The organism is Comamonas thiooxydans (assembly GCF_000964545.1).
GTDB lineage: Bacteria > Pseudomonadota > Gammaproteobacteria > Burkholderiales > Burkholderiaceae_C > Comamonas > Comamonas thiooxydans.
On sequence record NZ_BBVD01000004.1, the window covers coordinates 88,172 to 109,529 of the forward strand.

Annotated in this window: 20 protein-coding genes; 9 read left to right on the forward strand and 11 right to left on the reverse strand. The window is 61.9% G+C overall.

Annotated features, from left to right (window positions below; all coding sequences use genetic code 11):
- Nucleotides 1-105 precede the first annotated feature (105 nt).
- From Cth01_RS05625 to Cth01_RS05640, 4 genes are all read left to right on the forward strand, one after another.
- Nucleotides 106-678, forward strand: a complete 573-nt coding sequence (locus Cth01_RS05625; RefSeq protein WP_003068125.1) for a TRAP transporter small permease subunit — start codon at nt 106-108, stop codon at nt 676-678.
- A complete protein-coding gene (locus Cth01_RS05630) occupies nt 675-2,612 on the forward strand; it encodes a TRAP transporter large permease (RefSeq protein WP_045838713.1) in 1,938 nt (645 codons plus the stop codon). The genes Cth01_RS05625 and Cth01_RS05630 overlap by 4 nt, the downstream gene beginning before the upstream one ends.
- A 220-nt stretch (nt 2,613-2,832) precedes the next feature.
- Complete coding sequence (locus Cth01_RS05635) at nt 2,833-4,617, forward strand: NAD(P)/FAD-dependent oxidoreductase (RefSeq protein ID WP_045838714.1); 1,785 nt, start codon at nt 2,833-2,835, stop codon at nt 4,615-4,617.
- A 173-nt stretch (nt 4,618-4,790) separates the two neighbouring features.
- On the forward strand, nt 4,791-5,360 hold the full coding sequence (locus Cth01_RS05640) for a hypothetical protein (protein WP_034354426.1): 570 nt from the start codon (nt 4,791-4,793) through the stop codon (nt 5,358-5,360).
- Nucleotides 5,361-5,378: 18 nt separating this feature from the next.
- Here the strand turns inward: Cth01_RS05640 and Cth01_RS05645 are convergent, their stop codons facing one another.
- From Cth01_RS05645 to pyrC, 6 genes are all read right to left on the reverse strand, one after another.
- On the reverse strand, nt 5,379-6,173 hold the full coding sequence (locus tag Cth01_RS05645) for an oxepin-CoA hydrolase, alternative type (RefSeq protein ID WP_045838715.1): 795 nt from the start codon (nt 6,171-6,173) through the stop codon (nt 5,379-5,381).
- Between the two features lie 86 nt (nt 6,174-6,259).
- Nucleotides 6,260-6,628: a YXWGXW repeat-containing protein gene (locus tag Cth01_RS05650; RefSeq protein WP_003068115.1), complete on the reverse strand. Its 369-nt coding sequence runs from the start codon at nt 6,626-6,628 to the stop codon at nt 6,260-6,262.
- A 124-nt stretch (nt 6,629-6,752) separates the two neighbouring features.
- Complete coding sequence (gene htpX / locus Cth01_RS05655) at nt 6,753-7,625, reverse strand: protease HtpX (protein ID WP_003068113.1); 873 nt, start codon at nt 7,623-7,625, stop codon at nt 6,753-6,755.
- 73 nt (nt 7,626-7,698) lie between these two features.
- A complete protein-coding gene (locus tag Cth01_RS05660; protein WP_082085638.1) occupies nt 7,699-8,517 on the reverse strand; it encodes a DUF3025 domain-containing protein in 819 nt (272 codons plus the stop codon).
- Between the two features lie 14 nt (nt 8,518-8,531).
- Nucleotides 8,532-9,413, reverse strand: coding sequence for an NYN domain-containing protein (locus tag Cth01_RS05665; protein ID WP_045838716.1), 882 nt, complete (start codon nt 9,411-9,413; stop codon nt 8,532-8,534).
- A 149-nt stretch (nt 9,414-9,562) separates the two neighbouring features.
- On the reverse strand, nt 9,563-10,609 hold the full coding sequence (gene pyrC / locus Cth01_RS05670; RefSeq protein ID WP_045838717.1) for a dihydroorotase: 1,047 nt from the start codon (nt 10,607-10,609) through the stop codon (nt 9,563-9,565).
- A 162-nt stretch (nt 10,610-10,771) separates the two neighbouring features.
- Here pyrC and ocd point away from each other — a divergent pair, with 162 nt between their 5' ends.
- Both ocd and rocF read left to right on the forward strand, forming a co-directional pair.
- Nucleotides 10,772-11,878, forward strand: coding sequence for an ornithine cyclodeaminase (gene ocd, locus Cth01_RS05675; RefSeq protein WP_045838718.1), 1,107 nt, complete (start codon nt 10,772-10,774; stop codon nt 11,876-11,878).
- Between the two features lie 13 nt (nt 11,879-11,891).
- A complete protein-coding gene (rocF, locus tag Cth01_RS05680; protein ID WP_045838719.1) occupies nt 11,892-12,845 on the forward strand; it encodes an arginase in 954 nt (317 codons plus the stop codon).
- Between the two features lie 71 nt (nt 12,846-12,916).
- On the opposite strand, the gene Cth01_RS05685 is transcribed toward rocF, so the two are convergent.
- The 5 genes from Cth01_RS05685 to Cth01_RS05705 all read right to left on the reverse strand — a co-directional run bounded on the left by Cth01_RS05685 (nt 12,917) and on the right by Cth01_RS05705 (nt 17,617).
- A complete protein-coding gene (locus tag Cth01_RS05685; protein WP_034354453.1) occupies nt 12,917-13,654 on the reverse strand; it encodes an amino acid ABC transporter ATP-binding protein in 738 nt (245 codons plus the stop codon).
- 143 nt (nt 13,655-13,797) lie between these two features.
- Entirely contained in the window at nt 13,798-14,469 is a 672-nt protein-coding gene (locus tag Cth01_RS05690) for an amino acid ABC transporter permease (protein ID WP_003068096.1), read from the reverse strand.
- 1 nt (nt 14,470) lies between these two features.
- A complete protein-coding gene (locus Cth01_RS05695; protein ID WP_003068095.1) occupies nt 14,471-15,223 on the reverse strand; it encodes an amino acid ABC transporter permease in 753 nt (250 codons plus the stop codon).
- Nucleotides 15,224-15,336: 113 nt separating this feature from the next.
- Nucleotides 15,337-16,236, reverse strand: a complete 900-nt coding sequence (locus tag Cth01_RS05700; protein WP_003051113.1) for a transporter substrate-binding domain-containing protein — start codon at nt 16,234-16,236, stop codon at nt 15,337-15,339.
- A 430-nt stretch (nt 16,237-16,666) separates the two neighbouring features.
- The gene (locus tag Cth01_RS05705; RefSeq protein WP_034354456.1) at nt 16,667-17,617 is read right to left on the reverse strand and encodes a LysR substrate-binding domain-containing protein; all 951 of its coding nucleotides are present in this window, start codon (nt 17,615-17,617) and stop codon (nt 16,667-16,669) included.
- Nucleotides 17,618-18,041: 424 nt separating this feature from the next.
- On the opposite strand from Cth01_RS05705, the gene Cth01_RS05710 reads away from it, so the two are divergent.
- The 3 genes from Cth01_RS05710 (at nt 18,042) to Cth01_RS05720 (ending at nt 21,121) form a co-directional block, all read left to right on the forward strand.
- Complete coding sequence (locus Cth01_RS05710) at nt 18,042-18,605, forward strand: TRAP transporter small permease (RefSeq protein ID WP_003068089.1); 564 nt, start codon at nt 18,042-18,044, stop codon at nt 18,603-18,605.
- On the forward strand, nt 18,602-19,900 hold the full coding sequence (locus tag Cth01_RS05715) for a TRAP transporter large permease (RefSeq protein WP_045838720.1): 1,299 nt from the start codon (nt 18,602-18,604) through the stop codon (nt 19,898-19,900). Before Cth01_RS05710 ends, Cth01_RS05715 begins: the two co-directional genes overlap by 4 nt.
- Nucleotides 19,901-20,083: 183 nt before the next feature.
- Nucleotides 20,084-21,121, forward strand: a complete 1,038-nt coding sequence (locus tag Cth01_RS05720) for a DctP family TRAP transporter solute-binding subunit (protein ID WP_003068083.1) — start codon at nt 20,084-20,086, stop codon at nt 21,119-21,121.
- Nucleotides 21,122-21,358: the final 237 nt, after the last annotated feature.

The window sequence follows — 21,358 nt, forward strand, 5'->3', positions numbered from 1 at the left end:
CGCAGCCCAGAAGGGGCTGCGCCTGTCTGCCTCCCGCAACCCCGCCCCGGCAGGCGGGCATCCCATCCTCTTCGCACCTCGCTGCATCATGCAGCGGAGACTGCCATGCAAAAAATTCTGCTTGCTGTCGATGCGTTCTCGACCTTTATCGGCAAGGTGGCGGCCTGGGCCGTGGTGCTGTTGACAATGCTGATCAGCTGGGAGGTGTTCTCCCGCTACGCACTGAACAAACCTCACGCCTGGGTGCTGGATGCACAGATCATGCTCTACGGCACCATGTTCATGCTGGCCGGCGCCTACACCCTGTCCAAGAACGGCCATGTGCGCGGCGATGTGCTCTACGGCTTCTTCAGCCCGCGTGCGCAGGCTGCCGTGGATCTGTGCCTGTACATCCTGTTCTTCCTGCCTGGCGTACTGGCGCTGACCTGGGCCGGCTGGACCTATGCCCACGAATCGCTGGACATTCGCGAGCAGACCTTCTCTGCCCATCCGTTGCCGCTGTATCCATTCAAATTCATGATTCCGCTGGCTGGTGGCGTGCTGCTGCTTCAGGGCCTGGCTGAAATCGCCCGCTGCATGCTGTGCCTGCGCGACGGCCAATGGCCCCGTCGCGGCGCAGACGTGGAAGAAGTGGATGTGGAAAAGCTCAAGGAAATGGTGCAGGAGGGCAAAGCATGAAGATGCGCAAGGAACTGTGGTTCGGCTTTTCCATCATGGCCCTGGTCGTGCTCTCGGCCATCGCGCTGCTGCTGGGCGTAGAAAACATCACCAACGGCCATCTGGGCCTGCTGATGCTGTCGCTGGTGGTGGTCGCCATCATGCTGGGCTTTCCCACTGCCTTCACGCTGATGGGCATGGGCATGATCTTCACCTGGCTGGCCTATGAGCGCGATACCACACGCACACTGGATTTGATGGTGCAGTCAGCCTACAAGAGCATGACCAATGACGTGCTCATCGCCATCCCCCTTTTCGTCTTCATGGGCTATCTAGTCGAGCGCGCCAACCTGATCGAAAAGCTGTTCAAAAGCATGCACCTGGCCATGGCCCGCGTGCCGGGCTCGCTTGCTGTGGCCACGCTGGTGACCTGCACCGTGTTTGCCACGGCCACCGGCATTGTGGGCGCCGTGGTCACGCTCATGGGCCTGCTGGCACTGCCCACCATGCTGCGTGCCGGCTACAGCACGTCCATGGCGGCAGGGGCCATCACGGCGGGTGGCTGCCTGGGCATCTTGATACCGCCTTCGGTGCTGCTGATTCTCTATGGCGCGACAGCAGGCGTTTCCGTCGTCCAGTTGTATGCCGGCGCTTTCTTCCCTGGCCTGATGCTTGCCGGCCTGTACGTGGGCTATGTGGTTCTCATGGCCAAGATCAAGCCGGCCTGGGCACCACCGCTGTCAGCCGCCGAGCGCCAGGTAGCTCTACCGCCCCTGACTCGCGAGCTGCCCGCCACCGCTCAGCAATACGCCCCCATGCGCCTGCTGGCCGCACTCAAAGGCCAGCGCAATGCACAGGTTCCCACGGGCTACCTGCTGCGCCAGCTGGCCGTGGTGGTTCTGCCCGGAATGCTGTTCCTGCTGCTGGCTGCGAGCAGCTGGCAGGCAGTGACGACGCCGAAGGTGCAGGAACAGTTCGAGATCCAGCCCATAGGCATGGAAAGCGGCAGCTCCTCCAGCTCCGGCACAGGCCTTGCCGAGCCGCCCATAGAAGGTGGCTTGCAGGAACCACCCACCGAAGGAGGGCTGCAGGAGCCGCCCGGCTCAGAGTCCTCCGCCCCGGTGGCAGCAACGGCGCCGACAGAGCCTGAAACAGGCGGCAACGCACCGGGCGTGCCTGCTGCCAGCCAGGCTGAAACCCAGCCAGCCCCCACCTGGTGGTGGATTGGCTTTGCACTGCTGGGGACCTGCACCGCACTGTTCTATCTGTTTCTGAGTTTTGCGCGGCTGGAAATCTTCAAGATGCTGCTGGGCTCGTTCTTTCCGCTGGTGGTGCTGATCCTGACCGTACTCGGCTCCATTGTCTTTGGCCTGGCCACGCCGACCGAAGCGGCTGCCATGGGCGCCTTGGGCGGCTTTGTGCTTGCAGCCGCCTACAAGCGCCTGAGTATCGATGTCGTCAAGGAGTCCGTGTACCTGACTGCCAAAACCTCGGCCATGGTCTGCTGGCTGTTTGTGGGCTCGGCCATTTTCTCCGCCGCCTTTGCATTGCTGGGCGGGCAGGAGCTCATAGAGCGCTGGGTACTGTCCATGAACCTCAGCAAGATAGAGTTCATGATCCTCTCTCAGGTCGTGATCTTTCTGCTGGGCTGGCCGCTGGAATGGACGGAGATCATCGTCATCTTCATGCCCATCTTCATCCCCCTGCTCAACCACTTTGGCGTTGACCCGCTGTTCTTCGGCCTGCTGGTGGCGCTGAATCTGCAGACGGCCTTCCTCTCTCCGCCCGTGGCCATGTCTGCCTTCTACCTCAAGGGAGTGGCACCGCCTTCGGTGACGCTCAACCAGATCTTCGTGGGCATGATGCCCTTCATGGGCATACAAATCCTGGCCATCGTGCTGCTCTACATCTGGCCGCAGATCGGTCTGTGGCTGCCGCAACTGCTCTACAAATAACAAAAGGCCACCAGCACATCACTATCAAATGCATAGCTGACTGCGCCTGTTCCATAGCGACTTCGTGTTCAAAGAGATGAGAACATGAGCTGTATCAAGCGCAAACCGCTATCTTCCTAGAAGCAATAAGCACAACAAAAGCCGAGGTCACCATGGCCTTGTCGCGCAGTCATCAGGTCTTTGCCGTACCATCCAGACCCTTGCTTGATAGGTACAAGCCATGATCCGGATCGCAGAACTCAAACTCCCTCTCTCGGCGGTTGAATACCACCCCGAGAACCACACCGAATACCAGCCCACGGACAAGCTCACGCAGCTTGCGGCCGAGCGCCTGGGAATTGCGGCCGCCGCCATTGCAAAGCTGCATGTGCACAAACGCAGCTTCGATGCGCGCAAGGCGGAGCTGCTGGCCGTCTACATTGTCGATATCACGCTGGCCGACGAGAGCCAGGAGGCCGCGCTGCTGACGCAGTTTGCCGACCACCCCCATGTCAATCCCACGCCCGACATGAGCTGGAAACCCGTGGGCCAGGCCCCGGCGGATATGAACGAGCGCCCCGTGGTCGTGGGCTTTGGACCCTGCGGCATGTTTGCCGGACTGGTGCTGGCCCAGATGGGCTTCAAGCCCATCGTGCTGGAGCGCGGCAAGACCGTGCGCGAGCGCACCAAGGACACCTGGCGCCTGTGGCGCAAGCGCGAGCTGACGCCCGAGTCCAATGTGCAGTACGGCGAAGGCGGCGCCGGAACCTTCTCCGACGGCAAGCTCTACAGCCAGATCAAGGACCCGCGCCATCTGGGCCGCAAGGTGCTGACCGAGTTCGTGACCTATGGCGCGCCGCCCGAAATTCTCTACGCGGCTCACCCCCATATCGGCACCTTCAAGCTGGTCAAGCTGGTCGAAGGCATTCGCGAGGAAATCGTGCGCCTGGGCGGAGAAATCCGCTTCGAGCAGCGCGTGACCGATGTACAGATCGAAGAAGTCGACGGCCAGCGCCAGCTGGTCGGCCTGCAGGTGCTCGACCAGGCCACAGGCCAAAGCTATGCGCTGCCCACCCATCATGCCGTGATGGCTCTGGGCCACAGCTCGCGCGACACTTTTGCCATGTTCTACGAGCGCGGTGTGGCCATGGAGGCCAAGCCCTTCTCCGTGGGCTTTCGCATCGAGCATCCGCAAAGCGTGATCGACCGCGCCCGCTGGGGCAAGGATGCCGGCCACCCGCTGCTGGGCGCTGCCGACTACAAGCTGGTGCACCATGCCAAAAATGGCCGCGCCGTCTATAGCTTTTGCATGTGCCCGGGCGGCACCGTGGTGGCAGCGACCAGCGAACCCGGGCGCGTCGTCACCAACGGCATGAGCCAGTATTCGCGCGCCGAGCGCAATGCCAATGCCGGCATGGTCTGTGCCATCAGCCCCGAAGACTACCCGCAAGACGCCGAGAGCTTTGCCTGGGCCTTCGACGGCAAGACCTTCGGCGTCGAAAAGCTGCAAAAAGGCGAGCATCACCCGCTCTCCGGCATTGTGCTGCAGCGCCAGCTGGAGTCCCAAGCCTATGTGCTCGGCGGCCAGAACTACAGTGCGCCCGGCCAGCTCGTGGGCGACTTTGTGACTGGCAAGCCCTCCACCGAATTTGGCGAGGTGCAACCCTCGTACAAGCCCGGCATCAGCCTCGGCGATCTGCACCAGGCCCTGCCCGCCTATGCGATCGAAGCCATGCGCGAGGCCCTGCCCGCCTTTGGCAAGAAGATTCGCGGCTACGACATGAAGGATGCCGTGCTGACCGGTGTGGAAACCCGCACCTCGTCCCCAGTCAAGATCGGTCGCGGCGCCGACTTCCAGAGCGACAACACGCGCGGTCTGTACCCGGCCGGCGAAGGTGCCAGTTATGCGGGCGGCATTCTGTCGGCCGGTGTGGACGGCATCAAGGTCGGCGAGGCCGTTGCAGCCGCGATTCTCGGCGTCGAGGTGCCCTCCTCGGGCGCGCGCGGCTCGGGCGGCGCCCTCTAATCGGGGGCAGGCAGCCGCGCTGCCCCCCAGGCATGCCAGCCCTGCTGCTGGCTGCCTTTGATGGGTGCGTCCATACCAGACGTCATGGCTTCACAAGTTTTTGGACGCTGACTGACAATGCACCAGGTTTGGCATCGCTACGCTGGTGACTTCATTGCACGCCAAGCGTCTCCATGAAACCTCTGCGACCTGCCCCTGCCTCCGTGTCCCTGGGACTGGCCTGCTGGCTGGCAGCCGCCAGTGCCGGCGCACAAACCAGTGATCCCGCTGCTGCGGCGGACAAGAGCGCCGACAAGCCCTCGGCACTATCGGGCTGGATGCTCGGCTACGCCCCCCTGGACTGGCATTTCTCCGATGCCAAAAAGGAAAACGATTTCGAGCCCGACGAACAAAAGCACGCCTATGTCTGGCTGATCCAGGCCGAGAAGGAGCTGGACGAGCGCCATATCGCGGGATTTGCCTATTTCAGGAACTCATTCGGCCAGCCCAGCCAGTACGCCTATTACGGCTGGCGATTCAGGCCTTTTGACAGCGTGCCAGGCCTTTTCTTCAAGGTCACGGGCGGCATCATTCACGGCTACAAGTTTCCGTACAACAAGAAGATCCCGTTCAACAACAGGCATGGCTGGGGCATCACGGCCATTCCGGCCGTGGGCTATGACTTCAACAGCAACTGGGGCACCCAGATCAATGTGCTGGGCAATGCCGGCGTGATGTTCCAGCTCAACTACACGGTTCGCTAGGCCGCAGGGAACGACCTGTCAGGCTCCGCGCAGCCTGGCAAAATCAGGCGCACGCTTTTCCAGAAAGGCCGCAATGCCTTCGCGAGACTCCTCGCTGCCCTGGGCCTCGACCATATGGTCGGCCTCCAGCGCCAGCTGCTGCTCCAGGCTGTGGCGGTGTGCCACCCGGCACAGTGCCTTGATACGCGCAGTCGCCACTTCCGGCCCCTGGGCCAGTTGCCGCGCCAGCTCCAGCGCTTGAGCCAGGGCCTGGCCCGGCTCCGTCAAACGGTTGATGCAGCCATGCGCATGCATGCGCTCGCCGCTGATGCGCTCGCCCGTCAGGCAGAGCTCGGTCAGCAATTGACGGGACATGAACTCGGCCAGAAACGAAGTCGCGCCACCGTCGGGTGTGAGGCCGACCTTCACATAGGCCACCGAGAAAACCGCCGACCTTGCCGCCACCAGCATGTCGCATGCCATGGCCAGAGAAAGGCCTGCACCAGCGGCAGCGCCCTCCACCGCCGCGATCACAGGCTTGGGGCAGTCGCGTATGGCACGAATCAGATGGTTGAGATCCTCAAGCTTTAGGCGGCGTTCGGCCAGCGGCATCTCGCGCCTCGTTGCCAGCTGGTTCAGATCGCCGCCAGCGCAGAAATGACCGCCCTCGCCCGTCAGAATCACGGCGGCCACCGAGGCATCGGTGCCGGCCGCACGCAGCGCTTCCATGACCGCGTGGTAATACTCGGGCGACAGCGCATTGCGCGCTGCCTGGTTGTTATTGGAGAGGATGAGAACAGCGCCTTCGCGGCGGGTGACAAGAGCAGGATTCACGGCAAACCTCCTGCATCCGACTCTAGCGATGCAGGCACGGCCCGCCTAGCGGGCGGATGCCCTCTCTTGTCACCTAGCGGACGCCCTCAGCGGCGCGGTCCCCAATGGCCGCCGCCGTGATGCCAGCCGCCAGGACCATGATTCCACCCACCCTCATGCCAGCCGTAGCCGGGACGTGGCGGCATGGCCCAGCGGCCGGGACGCCAGTTGTAGCGCCCGCCGCCCCAGCCCCAGGAGCCGCCGATCCAGACATAAGCCGGCGAGGGAGCCACCGGGATCACCTCGTTGATCAGGGGAGGCGGGGCCATGGGTGCATAGACGTCGCCCGCAACCACCTCGGTTCCATAAGCCGGATAGGCCGGGGCCACCACGCAGCCCGTAAGCAGGGCAGCGGAGCCGCCCAGCAGCAAGACCGGCAGCAGTCGGCGGGTCATGGTTTGAGAGATGAAGGACATCGCAACTCCTGAAAGTCCGGGGACATGTATATGCTCCTACAACGCAAAAGCCCCTGCCGGTTGTTGACAGGGGCTTGTGAAGCAGCGGTAAAGACCGGCTACTGCCGTTTACACATGCGTACGCTTAGCGGGCGTTCTGCAGTGCAGCAATGCGCTGCTCGATGGGCGGGTGGGTAGAGAACAACTGGCCGATGCCACCGGCAATGCCCATGGCCGCCACGCTCTTGGGCAGCTCGCCCGGATGCATGCCGCCCAGACGGGCCAGCGCATTCATCATGGGCTGCTTGCGACCCATGAGCTGCGCGGCACCCGCGTCCGCACGGAACTCGCGCTGGCGCGAGAACCAGGCAACGATCATGGCGGCGACAAAGCCCAGCAGGATATCCAGCACCACGGTGGTGATCATGTAGCCGATGCCTGGGCCGGAGCTTTGCTCGTCGTTGCGGCGCAGAAAGGAGTCGACCGCATAGCCGATCACGCGCGAGAGGAAGACCACAAAGGTGTTCATCACGCCCTGGATCAGCGTCATGGTCACCATGTCGCCATTGGCGATGTGGGCCACTTCGTGACCGATCACGGCCTCGACCTCTTCACGCGTCATGCCTTCGAGCAGACCTGTGGACACGGCCACCAGGGCCGAGTTCTTGAAGGCGCCAGTCGCAAAGGCGTTGGGCTCGCCCTCATAGATGCCGACCTCGGGCATGCCGATGCCAGCCTTTTCGGCAAAGCCGCGCACGGTGTTGACGATCCAGGCCTCGTCGGCGTTGCGCGGCTCGTTGATGACCTGCACGCCCGATGTCCACTTGGCCATGGGCTTAGAGATCAGCAGCGAGATGATGGCGCCGCCAAAGCCCATGATGAAGGCAAAACCCAGCAGGGCGCCCAGATTGAGGCCGTTGGCAGTGAGGTAACGGTTGACGCCCAGCAGGCTGGCGACGATGCCCAATACCGCCACCACGGCGATATTGGTCAGTAGAAATAAGGCAATACGTTTCATCGAGGGTGTACTCCACACAGGGGACAAAATGACCAGAACCCCTGAGGCACCGCCTGTGCAGGACGAATGCGCATCAAGCCAGTTCTGTTTCTGGCAGTACCCGTTGTTGTGTTGTTTGTGCGGTACGTGGGGCTCGGAAAACTAGAGAGTCATCATAGAAGGAAAAGTTCTGGTTTTGCAGGCACCAGTCCGGGATTCCCAATATGGGAATTGGTAGATAGGGCTTGCCGGCCAGATTGCAAGACTGGGTCCGCAACTGATGGTCCAGCCAGCCATCGGCCTCGGCCAGCGATGCCAGCCCTGGAGCCTGCCCCAGCGGCACGCAGATCACATGCGCGGTGATGGCCTTGCGCGGCTGAACCAGCTTTTCCAGCAGAGCATGGCCTATGGGAAGAAAGCGCGACTGCTCCCACAGCGCACGCCGGCCCACAAACAGCTCCTGCCAGCGCTTGTCGCGCAGCGCATCGCACAGTGCCTGCGGCGCGAGCAGCAAGCCGCCGTTCTCGTCCAGCACCGTGATCGAATCGCGCAGGCGCCCGCGCTGCGCCCCCACGCCCTGGCGCTCTATCTCGGCCGCCTGCAGCGCGTTGAGCCGCTGCTTGAGCAACGGCCAGTGCAGCCAGATCAGGCCGTTGAAGAAGTCATGCATATTGTCGCGCGTGGGAATGCTGCGCTCTCTGTGGATGAATGCCTCATAGGCCTGACCGGCAGGCAGCTGCAGCTGATCGACAAACTGCCAGCCCGGCAGCAGTCCTTGGGCGGCAGCCACCTCCTGCAAGGCCCGGGCCACGCCGGCACCGCCCAGCACCCGGTCATGAACCTGACGTCCAAGCGCTTGCAGCGGTGCCAGCCAGGGCGCCTGCCAGTCAATGGCCCAATCCACTGACTGCATTGCGGCTGGCTGCATCAAGGCAGCACCTCGTCCTGATGCCCACGCAGATCGCGCACCGCCACCCTGGCCGTGCCCTCGTCACGCAACTCGAACACCTGGGTCGCGGCCATGAGCTTGGTCAGCGAGGCATAGCCATAGTTGCGCGCATCAAACGACAGCTTGTTGCCGATATGCGTACCCACCGCAGCCACACGTGCCCAGCCGGCTTCGTCCTGCGTCGCCTTGACGGCATCGCGCAGCATGGCAATGAGCTGCCTGTCTTCCTTGAGCATGTGCGAAGGCACGCGCAACGTGGTGCATGCCGGGGCCGCAGCGCCCGTGCCACCTGCCACCTTGCCATTGCTGACAGGGAGGGTCTGCTCGGATGGCTGGCTTGCTGCAGGCACTGCACGTGACACTGCATCGGCCTCCAGCGCCTCGCGGCGTTCGCTGCGGCTGACAATGCCGTCGCCGAGTTCCTTGAGCGCATCGAAATACAGAAAGCGCGAGCAGGCGTTGACGAAAGCCCTGGGCGTCTGCTCCGCACCGAATCCATAGACAGCAGCGCCCTTGGCGCGCAAATGCATGACCAGCGGCGTGAAGTCGGCGTCCGAGGAAACGATGCCGAAGGCATCGGGCTTTTCGGTATAGAGCAGCTCCATGGCATCCACCGTCATGGCCATGTCGGTCGCGTTCTTGCCCTTGGAGTAGTCAAACTGCTGCATGGGCCGCACGGCATATTCGAGCAGCTTGCTCTGCCAGCCATGCAGACCGGCCTTGGTCCAGTTGCCATAGGCACGGCGAATATTGATCAGGCCGAAGGTGGACAGCTCGGTCAATATCTCGTCAATCATCTCTGCGGGCGCGTTGTCCGCATCGATCAGCAAGGCAATCCTGGGCTGGACATCGTTGGGCATGCAATCTCCTGAGCGCTGTTTGGCCAAGCCTAACCGAGGCCATGCTCAAAGCCAAATTAAAAAAGGAGCAGCTTGCGCAACTCCTTTCTTGATTTCAGACTTTAAAACGCCGCAATTCAAGCGAATACAGGCGCTTGCAGCTACTGTTCTTAATCCAGCATCCTCCAGGGCAGCGCTTCGCCAAAGCGCAGCGGCTTGAGCTGCGCCCCTTCGCCGTATTCAAAGCTCACGGGCGGTGTCCAGCTTTCCTTGACCAGGGTGATGGTGTCGGTGTTGCGGGGCAGGCCATAGAAGTCGGCGCCGTTGAAGGAGGCAAAGGCTTCCAGTTTGTCCAGGGCGCCAACGCCGTCGAACACCTCGGCATACATCTCGATGGCGGCGTGGGCGCTGTAGCAGCCGGCGCAGCCGGTCGCGGCTTCCTTCAGATGCGCTGCATGGGGTGCGCTGTCCGTGCCCAGGAAGAACTTGCGGCTGCCGCTGGTCGCGGCCTGCACCAGGGCCAGGCGATGGGTTTCGCGCTTGAGGACCGGCAGGCAATAGAAATGCGGGCGCACGCCGCCCAGGAAGATGGCGTTGCGGTTGAACAGCAGATGCTGGGGCGTGATGGTGGCCGCCAGGAAATCATCGGCCTCAGCCACGTACTCGGCGGCTTCCTTGGTCGTCACATGCTCCATGACGATCTTGAGCTCGGGGAAATCCTTGCGCAGAGGCTTGAGCTGCTGCTCGATGAACACGGCTTCGCGGTCGAAGAGGTCAATGCTCTGATCGGTGACTTCACCATGCACCAGCAGCACCAGGCCTTCGCGCTGCATGGCTTGCAGCGTCGGGTAGATCTTGCGCAGATCGGTCACGCCATGGTCGGAGTTGGTCGTGGCACCTGCGGGATAGAGCTTGCAGGCCACCACGCCGGCCTCCTTGGCGCGCACGATTTCCTGAGGGCCCAGGTTGTCCGTCAGATACAGCGTCATCAGCGGCTGGAACTGGCTGCCTGCAGGCACGGCCGACAGAATGCGGGCGCGGTAGTCCGCAGCCATCTCCGCCGTGGTGACCGGAGGCTTGAGGTTGGGCATGATGATGGCACGGCCCATCTGGCGGGCAGTGTGCGGCACCACGCAGCGCATGGCATCGCCATCGCGCACGTGCAAGTGCCAGTCATCGGGGCGGGTAATCGTGATGGTCTGAGTCATGGCCGACATTGTCCCATCTTCGCTGGCGACAGGCCCGCACTCAAACCCATGCGGGTCCTGTCCTGGACCTGCGCACAGCGCGGTCATGGGTCCAGTTCTTGGGTATTTCCCAGGCATTCCTCTGGCATTTGGCGCTGAAATCCTCAAAAATGGGGTCAAGGAGGAAGTCTCATGTCTGTTCCTCAAGCTCTGGCCGGCACACCATTCCGGACCGACTTTCTCAGCGCCAGCGACGCAGCCCGGCTGGTCGCGCGCATCGGCATCACCCAGGTGCTGCGCCTGATCAGCCAAGCCCTGGAGGCCGACTTCGGCCGCTGGCAGGACTTCGACAAAAGCGCGCGCACAGCCGCCCATTCAGCCAGCGGCGTGATCGAGCTGATGCCGGTGGCCGATGCGCGAGACTACGCCTTCAAATACGTCAACGGCCACCCGCACAATCCACGCCTGGGCCTTCCCACCGTGATGGCTTTCGGCGCGCTGGCCGATGTCGCCACCGGCATGCCGCGCTTTGTCAGCGAGCTGACGCTGACCACAGCCTTGCGCACCGCCGCCACATCCGCCATGGCTGCGCGCCATCTGGCGCGCGCCGGCAACCGCAGCATGGCGCTGATCGGCAATGGCTCGCAAAGCGAATTCCAGGCTCTGGCCTTCATGGAGTTGCTGGGCGTGCGCGAGCTGCGCCTGTTCGACATCGACCCTGCGGCCTCGCAAAAGCTGCTGCACAACCTGCAGCCGTTCCTGCCCGATTTTTCCGCTACGGCCATCGTCTGCACCAGCGTGCGAGACGCCGTGGCCGGCACGGACATCGTGACCACCGCCACCGCCGACAAGACCCGCGCCACCATCATCCCCGGGCATTTGCTGGAGCCCGGCATGCATATCAATGCCGTGGGCGGTGATTGCCCCGGCAAGACAGAGTTCGATGCCAGCGCCCTGCAGCGTGCGCAGGTCTTTGTCGAGTACGAGCCGCAGACGCGCATCGAGGGCGAGCTGCAGCAAATGCCCGCCGACTTTGCCGTGACCGAGCTGTGGCGCGTGCTGCAGAAGCTGGCGCCGGGCCGGACATCGGACGCCCAGATCACCTTGTTCGACTCCGTGGGCTTCGCGCTGGAGGACTACTCGGCGCTGCGCACCATGCATAGCCTGGCGCAAGGCGCAGGCCTGCTGTCACAGATCGAGCTGGTGCCGGAGCTCGCCGACCCCAAGGATCTGTTTGCCATGGTGAGACAGGCAGCCAGTCCCCAGATCATCAATCTTGCGGCCCGTAAGACGGCCTGAAGCGGAGCGGCTCATGGCATACACATCGTCCACACTGATCGGTCTGCCCACCGATATCGGTGCCTCGCGCCTTGGCGCGGCCATGGGGCCAGATGCCCTGCGTGTGGCCCAGCTCGGTCCAGCCCTTGAACGGCTGGGGGTGCAGGTCAACGATCTGGGCAATCTGAGCGGCCCCGCCAACCCGCGTGGCGCGCGCGATGCCCAGGGTCTGCGCAATCTGGCCGAATGCCTGAGCTGGAACCGGATCGCCCATGACGCGGTGCTGCAGGTGCTGCAGCAACACCGGCTGCCCATACTGCTGGGTGGCGACCATACGCTGGCCACAGGCTCCATCAGCGCCGTGGCCCGCCATTGCCGCGCCACGGGCAAGCAGCTGCGCGTGCTCTGGCTGGATGCCCACTCGGATTGCAACACCCCCGAAAGTTCGCCCACGGGCAATCTGCACGGCATGCCGGTTTCAAGCCTCTGCGGACTGGGACCGACGGAACTGGCCTCGCTGTCGGGCACGACTCCCGCCCTGCCCGCCTCATCGTTCTGCCAGATCGGCCTGCGCAGCGTGGACGAGAGCGAAAAGCACATGATCCGAGAGCTGGGGCTGGAGGTCTACGACATGCGGGCCATCGACGAACTGGGCATGCGTGAAGTGATGCGCCGCGCCCTGGTCAGCCTGCTGGGAAGCAACGACAGGGACATCCACCTGCATCTGAGCTTTGACGTGGACTTTCTCGATCCTGACATTGCTCCCGGCACCGGCACGCCGGTACGCGGCGGCCCCACCTACCGCGAGGCCCAGCTGTGCATGGAAATGATTGCCGACTCCGGCCGTCTTGCCTCGCTGGACATTGTGGAGCTCAACCCGGCCCTGGACCTGCGCAACCAGACGGCGGAGCTGGTGGTGGACCTGGTGCAAAGCCTGTTTGGTCAAAGCACGCTGATGCGCGCCCCCCGCGGCGTGCTGCAATGCTGACCGGCAGTCCGGCCCGGCCGCCATGAAAAAAGGCGCTCCTGCGAGCGCCTTTTTGCGGCTTGCCTGCGGTATCAATGCTGCAGGATCTTGTTGAGGAATTCCTTAGTACGCGGCTGACGGTTTTCGGGATGGCCGAAGAACTCTTCCTTGCTGCAGTCCTCCAGAATCTTGCCGCCCACGTCCATGAAGATCACACGGCTGGCCACCTTGCGCGCAAATCCCATTTCGTGGGTCACGCACATCATGGTCATGCCTTCATGGGCCAGGCCCATCATCACGTCCAGCACTTCGCCGACCATTTCGGGGTCCAGTGCCGAAGTGGGTTCGTCGAACAGCATGACGATGGGATCCATGGACAGAGCGCGCGCAATGGCCACGCGCTGCTGCTGACCGCCGGAGAGCTGGCCGGGGAACTTGTCCTTGTGAGCGGTCAGGCCCACGCGGTCCAGCATCTTGAGGCCACGGGTCTTGGCGTCTGCAGCACTGCGGCCCAGCACCTTCATCTGTGCGATGGTCAGGTTCTCCGTCACCGACAGGTGGGGGAACAGCTCAAAGTGCTGGAACACCATGCCCACGCGGCTGCGCAGCTTGGGCAGATCGGTCTTGGGATCGTGCACTGCCGTGCCGTCCACAAAGATCTCGCCCTTCTGGAAAGGCTCCAGAGCATTGATGGTCTTGATCAGCGTGGACTTGCCGGAGCCCGAAGGGCCGCACACCACCACCACCTCGCCCTTGTTGATATTGGTGGAGCAATCGGACAGCACCTGAAAGCTGCCGTACCACTTGGAAACGTTCTTGAGTTCAATCATTTTTCACTCCGACTTTTGTCAGTGATCCATCGCAGCGCCTGCAGCGGGCTCGGTCAGGCCTGGGACAGCCAGCAAGGGCCGTCCCGCAGCCGAGGCCGTCGTCCCCCTTGAGGGGGAGGGCGCGAAGCGACTCAGGGGGTGTTTCATCGAATAATGGCAATCTTCTTGTGCAGACGCTTGACGAACCAAGACAGTGCAAAGCAGATCACAAAATAGGTCACGGCAGCCGCCAGATAGGATTCGATGGGTCGGCCGAAGTTCTTGCCGGCGATTTCGAAGCCCTTGAGCATGTCGTAGGCACCGATCGCATAGACCAGCGAGGTATCCTGAAACAGGATGATGGTCTGGGTCAGCAGCACGGGCAGCATGTTGCGGAAGGCCTGAGGCAGCACCACCAGACGCATGTTCTGACCATAGGTCATGCCCAGTGCCTGGCCGGCAAACACCTGTCCACGTGGAATGGACTGGATGCCGGCGCGCATGATTTCAGAGAAATATGCTGCTTCGAACGCCACAAAGGTGATGATGGCCGAAGTCTCCGCGCCGATGGGCTTGCCGATCAGCATGGGCATCAGCAGGAAGAACCACAGGATCACCATCACCAGCGGGATGGAGCGCATGCCGTTGACATAGATGGTGGCAGGCAGGTCCAGCCACTTCTTGCCCGACAGGCGCATCAGCGCCAGCAAGGTGCCGAAGAAGATGCCGCCCAGCGTGGCGATCACGGTCAAGGACACGCTGAAATACAGCCCCTTCAGCACAAAGTTGCTGAACAGGTCCCACGAGAAAAACGACCAGTCGAGGTTGAGATTCATATCAGTGGCCTCCACCGCTGGCTGCAATCAGACCGGGCACGCGAGAACGCTTCTCGATGAAGGCCATGATGCGGTTGATGATGAAGGCAGAAATCACATACAGACCTGTCACAGCCATATAAATTTCGACGCCACGAGCCGTCTCTTCCTGGGCCTGCATGGCGAACATGGTCAGCTCGGCCACGGACACGGCAAACGCCACGGACGAGTTCTTGAACACGTTCATGGCCTCGCTGGTCAGCGGCGGAATGATGATGCGAAACGCCATCGGCAGCAGCACATAGCGGTAGGTCTGGAAGGTCGTGAAACCTACTGCCATGCCGGCGTAGCGCTGGCCCCGCGGCAAAGCCTGAATACCGGAGCGCACCTGCTCGGCAATACGGGCAGAGGTGAAGAAACCGATCGCAAACACCACCAGCACAAAGCCCGGCAGGGACTTCATTGCGGGGAAGATGGCCGGAACCACGTGGTACCAGATGAACACCTGGACCAGCAAGGGAATATTGCGGAACAACTCCACCCAGGCATTGCCCAGGCGCACTATCCACGGACGATCGGGCAAGGTACGCAAGGTACCGATGACTGCGCCCAGCACCAGAGCGATGACCAGCGACAGCAATGCCACCGACACGGTCCAGCCCCAGGCCGACATCATCCAATCCAGATAGGTGATGTCACCGTTCTTGCCAAAACAACTCTGCCCGACCTCTTGGGTAATGGTGTCCTGACAGAACACCTGCCAATCCCAACTCATACGAGCACCTCTTTCATTCTTGGTTTATGAGGGCAAACGCTCACACCGGCCCTCGCAACAAAAAAGCCCCTTCTAACCGCTTGGCAGAAGGGGCGGTACACCTATAGGCGGGATTACTTGACTTCGTAAGCTTCCATGGGCTTGTCGTTGGGGTGAGCCCACGCATCCTTGGTCGCTGCCGACAGTGGCAGACCCACCTTCACGTTGTTGGGAGGAATGGGCTGCAGGAACCACTTGTCGTACAGCTTGGTCAGAGAACCATCCTTGATCTGACGCACGATGGATTCGTCCACAGCCTTCTTGAAGGCGGGATCGTCCTTGCGCATCATGCAGGCGATGGGTTCCACCGACAGCACTTCACCCACGATCTTGTAATCGTTGGGAGCCTTGGACTTGGAGATATTGGCAGCCAGGATGGAGCCGTCCATGATGAAGGCATCGGCGCGGCCGGTTTCCAGCATCAGGAAGCTGTCGGCGTGGTCCTTGCCCATGACTTCCTTGAAGGTCAGGCCGTCAGCGCGCTTGTTCTTGCGCAGGGTCTGCACGGAAGTCGTACCCGTCGTGGTCACGATGGTCTTGCCGTTCAGGTCCTTGATGCCGGTGATGCCGGAGTTGGCACGGGTGGCAATGCGCACTTCTTCCACATAGGTGGTGAAGGCAAAGGCTGCATCCTTCTGACGAGCCGTGTTGTTGGTGGTGGAGCCGCACTCGATGTCCACGGTGCCGTTCTGCACCAGAGGAATACGGTTTTGCGAGGTCACGGGCTGGTACTTCACTTCCAGCGCTGTCAGGCCCAGTTGCTTCTGGATGTCCTTGAGGATGCGCTCACCCATTTCGGTATGGAAGCCTACATATTTGCCATTGCCCAGCGTATAGCCCAGGCCGGACGATTCACGCACGCCCAGAGTGACGCTGCCGGTGGACTTGATCTTGGCCAAGGTGTCATTGGCCTGGGCAAACACGGTGCCAGTTGCCAGTGCGGTTACGGCGATGGCCAACAAATGCTTCTTCATACGGATCTCCTATTGGTAAGGACCAAAAACGCTTGCCACTCCTTAACGCATCGCCCTTTGTGAGGGTGGACAGGTTGCGTTAACAAATGTACTGCACACATTGTGCAGTCATGAAGATGGCTGAAATGCAATCATTTCTAAGACTTTTCCCGTAGGTGATTCAGGAAGGCAACCACCTACTTACCGCCTCAATCTTGTGTTGCAAAGCAGCGCCTCTTTTTGTGCAAGCTGCGAACTCTAATGCTTTCGTGATTTCACAAGCCAATGCCGATGGCAAAAATCCTTATGCACAACTTGCATATTCAGTATTAACCCGATGCATAACATTAGGGTTTTCACCAGTAAAACACCTGAAATCACGGCAAGCTGGTCACACAAGCAAAAAAAGGGCCAACTGGCCCTTTTGGAAGAAAAGCAACACTCGATCAGGTTACACAGCCTTGACCTCGCCACCCGCAATCTCGCCCTGCTCCTTGAGGAAGTTCCAGAGCGCGGCAGCTCCTCCCTGAGGGGCATCGCCCGTGGGTTTTTCCCGATAGGCCCGCACTTCCATGTCCATCTGAAAACCGGTCACGCCTTCGGGCACTGCACGCACCAGTCGACCGGACTCCAGATCGCCGCGTACCGCGCTGTAGGGTAGAAAGGCCACGCCATGACCTTCCAGTGCCATGGCCTTGAGGCCTTCGGCCATATCGGTTTCATAGACGCGCTCGAGGTGCACGGCCTCGGCCGCCTCCTTGAGGATCAGCTCCGTCACCCGCCCCAGATAAGCGCCAGCGGCATAGCCAAGGTATGGCAAGGGCTGGCCCTGGCGGCCGGGCAGGGCAAAGATGGGATTGCCGTTCTCGTCCGGCTTGGAGTACGGAGCCAGCACCTCATGCCCCAGGCTCACCATCTCATAGCGCGAAGGGTCCAGCTGGAAGGGCTGAGAAGAGTGGTAGTAGGCAATCAGCAGATCGCAGCCACCTTCCACGAGACGCATCACCGCATCATGCACATTGAGTGCGAACAGACGGCTGCGGAAGGGACCGAACTTCTCGTGCACGGCCGAAACCCAGTTCGGGAAGAACGTGAACGCCAAGGTATGCGGCACGGCAAAGCCCACCATGCCCTTGCCCGCACTGACGTGGGCACGCAACATGGTGCGGGTGCTCTGCAGGGACTGCAGTATCTCCAGCGCCTGCTCGTACATGGTCTTGCCTGCTGGCGTCAGACGCGTCGGATACGAGCTTCTGTCGACCAGATCCGTGCCCGCCCAGGCCTCCAGCGCCTGGATGCGGCGCGAGAACGCAGGCTGCGTAACGTGGCGCAGCTGGGCCGAGCGGCTGAAACTGCGGGTTTCAGCAAGGCTGACAAAATCTTCAAGCCATTTGGTTTCCATAGACTCTCATTATCCGCTGCCCTGCACCAAAGCTGTGCAACGGAGGTAATCCTTGTTGGCTAGTAAACGGGACAAAACACAGACTCAACGATGAGTCATGCCTTGGTCGCCAGACCCTAGGGTAATGCCTGCCGCCGGACGTAAGCCCTGCGACATAGATACCTTGATAATATTTGTTCACATCTATCCGGTGTGTCTACTCGCTCCAAGCCATCCCGGCGCACAACGCCGTGAAGGTCAAGGAACAACATAAGGACTTACGCAAACAAGAATGCAACGCGGCCTGCCTCCTGAGGCAATCGTCTTGCCGGAACCCGTTTTGCGTAAGTCGTGAACATAAGGGCATTCTCATCGAGTGCGCGCGGATCACGCCATTCAGGCGAGCTGCCCTGACTCCTGTGTGTTTTTCTGACTTTCCGCGTTCATGTCCTCCACTCCTCCCGAGACCGATGGTGCAGCCGATGCCGGCGCGCGCCCGGACGAGCCTCGTTCCCTGCGCATTGAAGACTGGCTGACCGTGATCATCATGGCCGCTCTGGCCCTGATCACCTTTGCCAATGTGCTGGTGCGCTACTTCACCAACTCCTCCTTCGCCTGGACCGAGGAAATCTCGGTCTTTCTGATGATCTTGCTGGCCCTGGTCGCAGGCTCTGCCGCCGTGGCGCGCAATCAGCATATCCGCATCGAGTTTTTCTCGGACAGCGGCTCCGTCCAGCGCCGCAAGGCACTGGCCCGGTTCGGCTCTCTGATGGTGGCATTGCTGTTTGCCATCATTGCCGTGCTCAGCGTGCGCGTGGTCTGGGACGACTTCCGTTTCGAGGAGACCTCGCCCGGCATCGGCCTGCCCCAATGGTGGTATTCGATCTGGCTGCCCGTGGTCTCGGCACTGATCACTGCACGCGCCATCGGCCTGTTCATCCGCCAGGGCAAGCCCGGCGCCTTCCCTGACGAACCCGTGGAAAAAGACCACAGCAAGGAGATCGCATGATCGCCACCTTGCTGTTCGTGGCCTTTCTGGGCCTGATGTTCATTGGCGTGCCCATAGGCGCCGCCCTCGGTCTGGCCGGTGCGGCCGCGATTGCCCTGGCCAATGCCGATACACAGTGGTTCGGTCTGCTGGCCGTGCCGCAGAATTTTTATGCCGGGCTGGGCAAATATCCGCTGCTGGCCATTCCCATGTTCGTGCTCGTGGGCTCCATCTTCGATCGCTCGGGCGTTGCCTTGCGGCTGGTGAACTTTGCCGTGGCCATCGTGGGCCGCGGCCCCGGCATGCTGCCGCTGGTGGCGATTGCCGTGGCCATGTTCCTGGGCGGCATCTCCGGCTCCGGGCCGGCCAATGCAGCGGCCGTGGGCGGCGTGATGATTGCCGCCATGAGCCGCGCCGGTTATCCCAAGAGCTTCTCCGCCAGCGTGGTCGGAGCAGCCGCAGCAACGGACATTCTGATTCCGCCTTCGGTGGCCTTCATCATCTACTCGGTACTGGTGCCAGGCGCTTCGGTGCCGGCCCTGTTCGCGGCCGGCATGATTCCCGGCGTGCTGGCGGGTATTGCACTCATCATTCCCGCCGTGTGGATGTCGCGCAAGCACAAGATGGGTGCGCTCGAAGCCTCCATGCCCCGCCCGCCGTTCTGGAAAAGCCTGCGCGAGGCCTCCTGGGGCCTGGCCGCTCCGGTGCTGATCCTGGGCGGCATGCGCATGGGCTGGTTCACCCCCACCGAAGCCGCCGTGGTTGCCGTGTTCTACGGGCTGTTCGTGGGCATGGTGATTCACCGCACCATCGGCGTGCGCGACCTGTTCCCGATTCTGCGCGAAGCGGGCGAGCTGTCGGCCGTGATCCTGCTGGTGGTGTCGCTGGCCGGCATTTTTGCCTTCTCGCTGTCCACCCTGGGCGTGATCGATCCCGTGGCCAATGCCATCGTGAGCTCCGGTCTCGGCGAATACGGCGTGCTGGGCCTGCTGATCCTGCTGCTGATCACCGTGGGCATGTTCCTCGACGGCATTTCGATCTTCCTGATCTTTGTGCCGCTGCTGCTGCCCATCATGAACCACTACCAGTGGGATCCTGTCTGGTTTGGCGTGATCCTCACACTCAAGGTGGCACTGGGCCAGTTCACACCGCCGCTGGCCGTGAACCTGATGGTCAGTTGCCGCATTGCGGGCGTGCGCATGGAGTCCACCGTGCGCTGGGTAGGCTGGATGCTGCTGTCCATGTTCGCCGTGATGATTCTGGTCATTGCCTTCCCGCAGCTGGCGCTCTGGCTGCCCGCAAGACTTGGCTATTGACCCCCTGAGCGGCTATGACTAGGCGGCCCCACCACTTCCCCCCCTCTCTCGCTTCGCGGGAGGGGGCGGCGCGGCCAGCTTCGGCCCTTGCGCGGTGTCCGCTGAGATGAGCCGTATTGATTCCATGTGCAATGCATCCAACAAGCAAAGCATTTTTTCGTTTCTAAAAGGGAGACAAACCAAATGAAACTTCGTACCTTCCTCGCATCCGCCGTGGCCACTGCCGCCGCTCTGGCCTTTGCATCGCCCATGGCCATGGCACAGACCAAGTACAAGAGCGAATACCGCATGTCCCTGGTGCTGGGCACGGCCTTTCCCTGGGGCAAGGGCGGCGAGCTGTGGGCCGACAAGGTGCGCGAGCGCACTCAGGGCCGCATCAACATCAAGCTCTACCCCGGCACCTCGCTGGTGCAGGGCGACCAGACGCGCGAGTTCTCCGCGCTGCGCCAGGGCGTGATCGACATGGCCGTGGGCTCGACCATCAACTGGTCGCCACAGGTCAAGTCGCTGAACCTGTTCTCCATGCCCTTCCTCTTCCCCAACTTCAAGGCCGTGGATGCCGTGACCCAGGGCGAAGTGGGCCAGGAAATCTTCAAGACCCTGGAAAAAGGCGGCGTCGTGCCTCTGGCCTGGGGTGAGAACGGCTACCGCGAAATCTCCAACTCCAAGCACGCCATCAAGACGCCTGCCGACCTCAAGGGCATGAAGATCCGCGTCGTGGGCTCGCCCCTGTTCCTGGACACCTTCACGGCCCTGGGCGCCAATCCCACGCAGATGAGCTGGGCCGATGCCCAGCCCGCCATGGCCAGCGGCGCCGTGGACGGCCAGGAGAACCCCATCGGCGTGTACATGGCAGCCAAGCTGCAGTCCGTGGGCCAGAAGCATCTGACCATGTGGGGCTACATGAACGATCCGCTGATCTTTGTGGTGAACAAGGACATCTGGAACAGCTGGACACCGGCTGACCAGGCCATCGTCAAGCAAGCCGCGCTGGATGCCGCCAAGGAAGAAATCGCCATCGCTCGCAAGGGCCTGGTCGAAGCCGACAAGCCCCTGCTCAAGGACCTGGCCGGCCTGGGCGTGACCGTGACCACGCCTAACGCTGCCGAGCGCGAAGCCTTTGTGAAGGCCACGCGCCCCGTGTTCGACAAGTGGAAGAGCCAGATCGGCGCACCGCTGGTCGACAAGGCCGAAAAGGCCATTGCCGCTAGTCAGAAATAAACTCCCCCTGAGCCGCTACGCCTAGGCAGCCCCGCGGCTTCCCCCTCTCTCTTCGGGAGGGGGACGACACCCTCGCTGCGGGGCGGCCCTTGCTTGGTGTCACTGGTTTGGTCCGCGCCAGCTGCACGGCGCCGCAGATAGTAAAAATCCCCGCACGGCTTGCCGTGGCGGGGATTTTTATTGCTATGAATATCAAAGCTACAAGCGCTTGATATAAGGAATTTTCAATGCCAGATC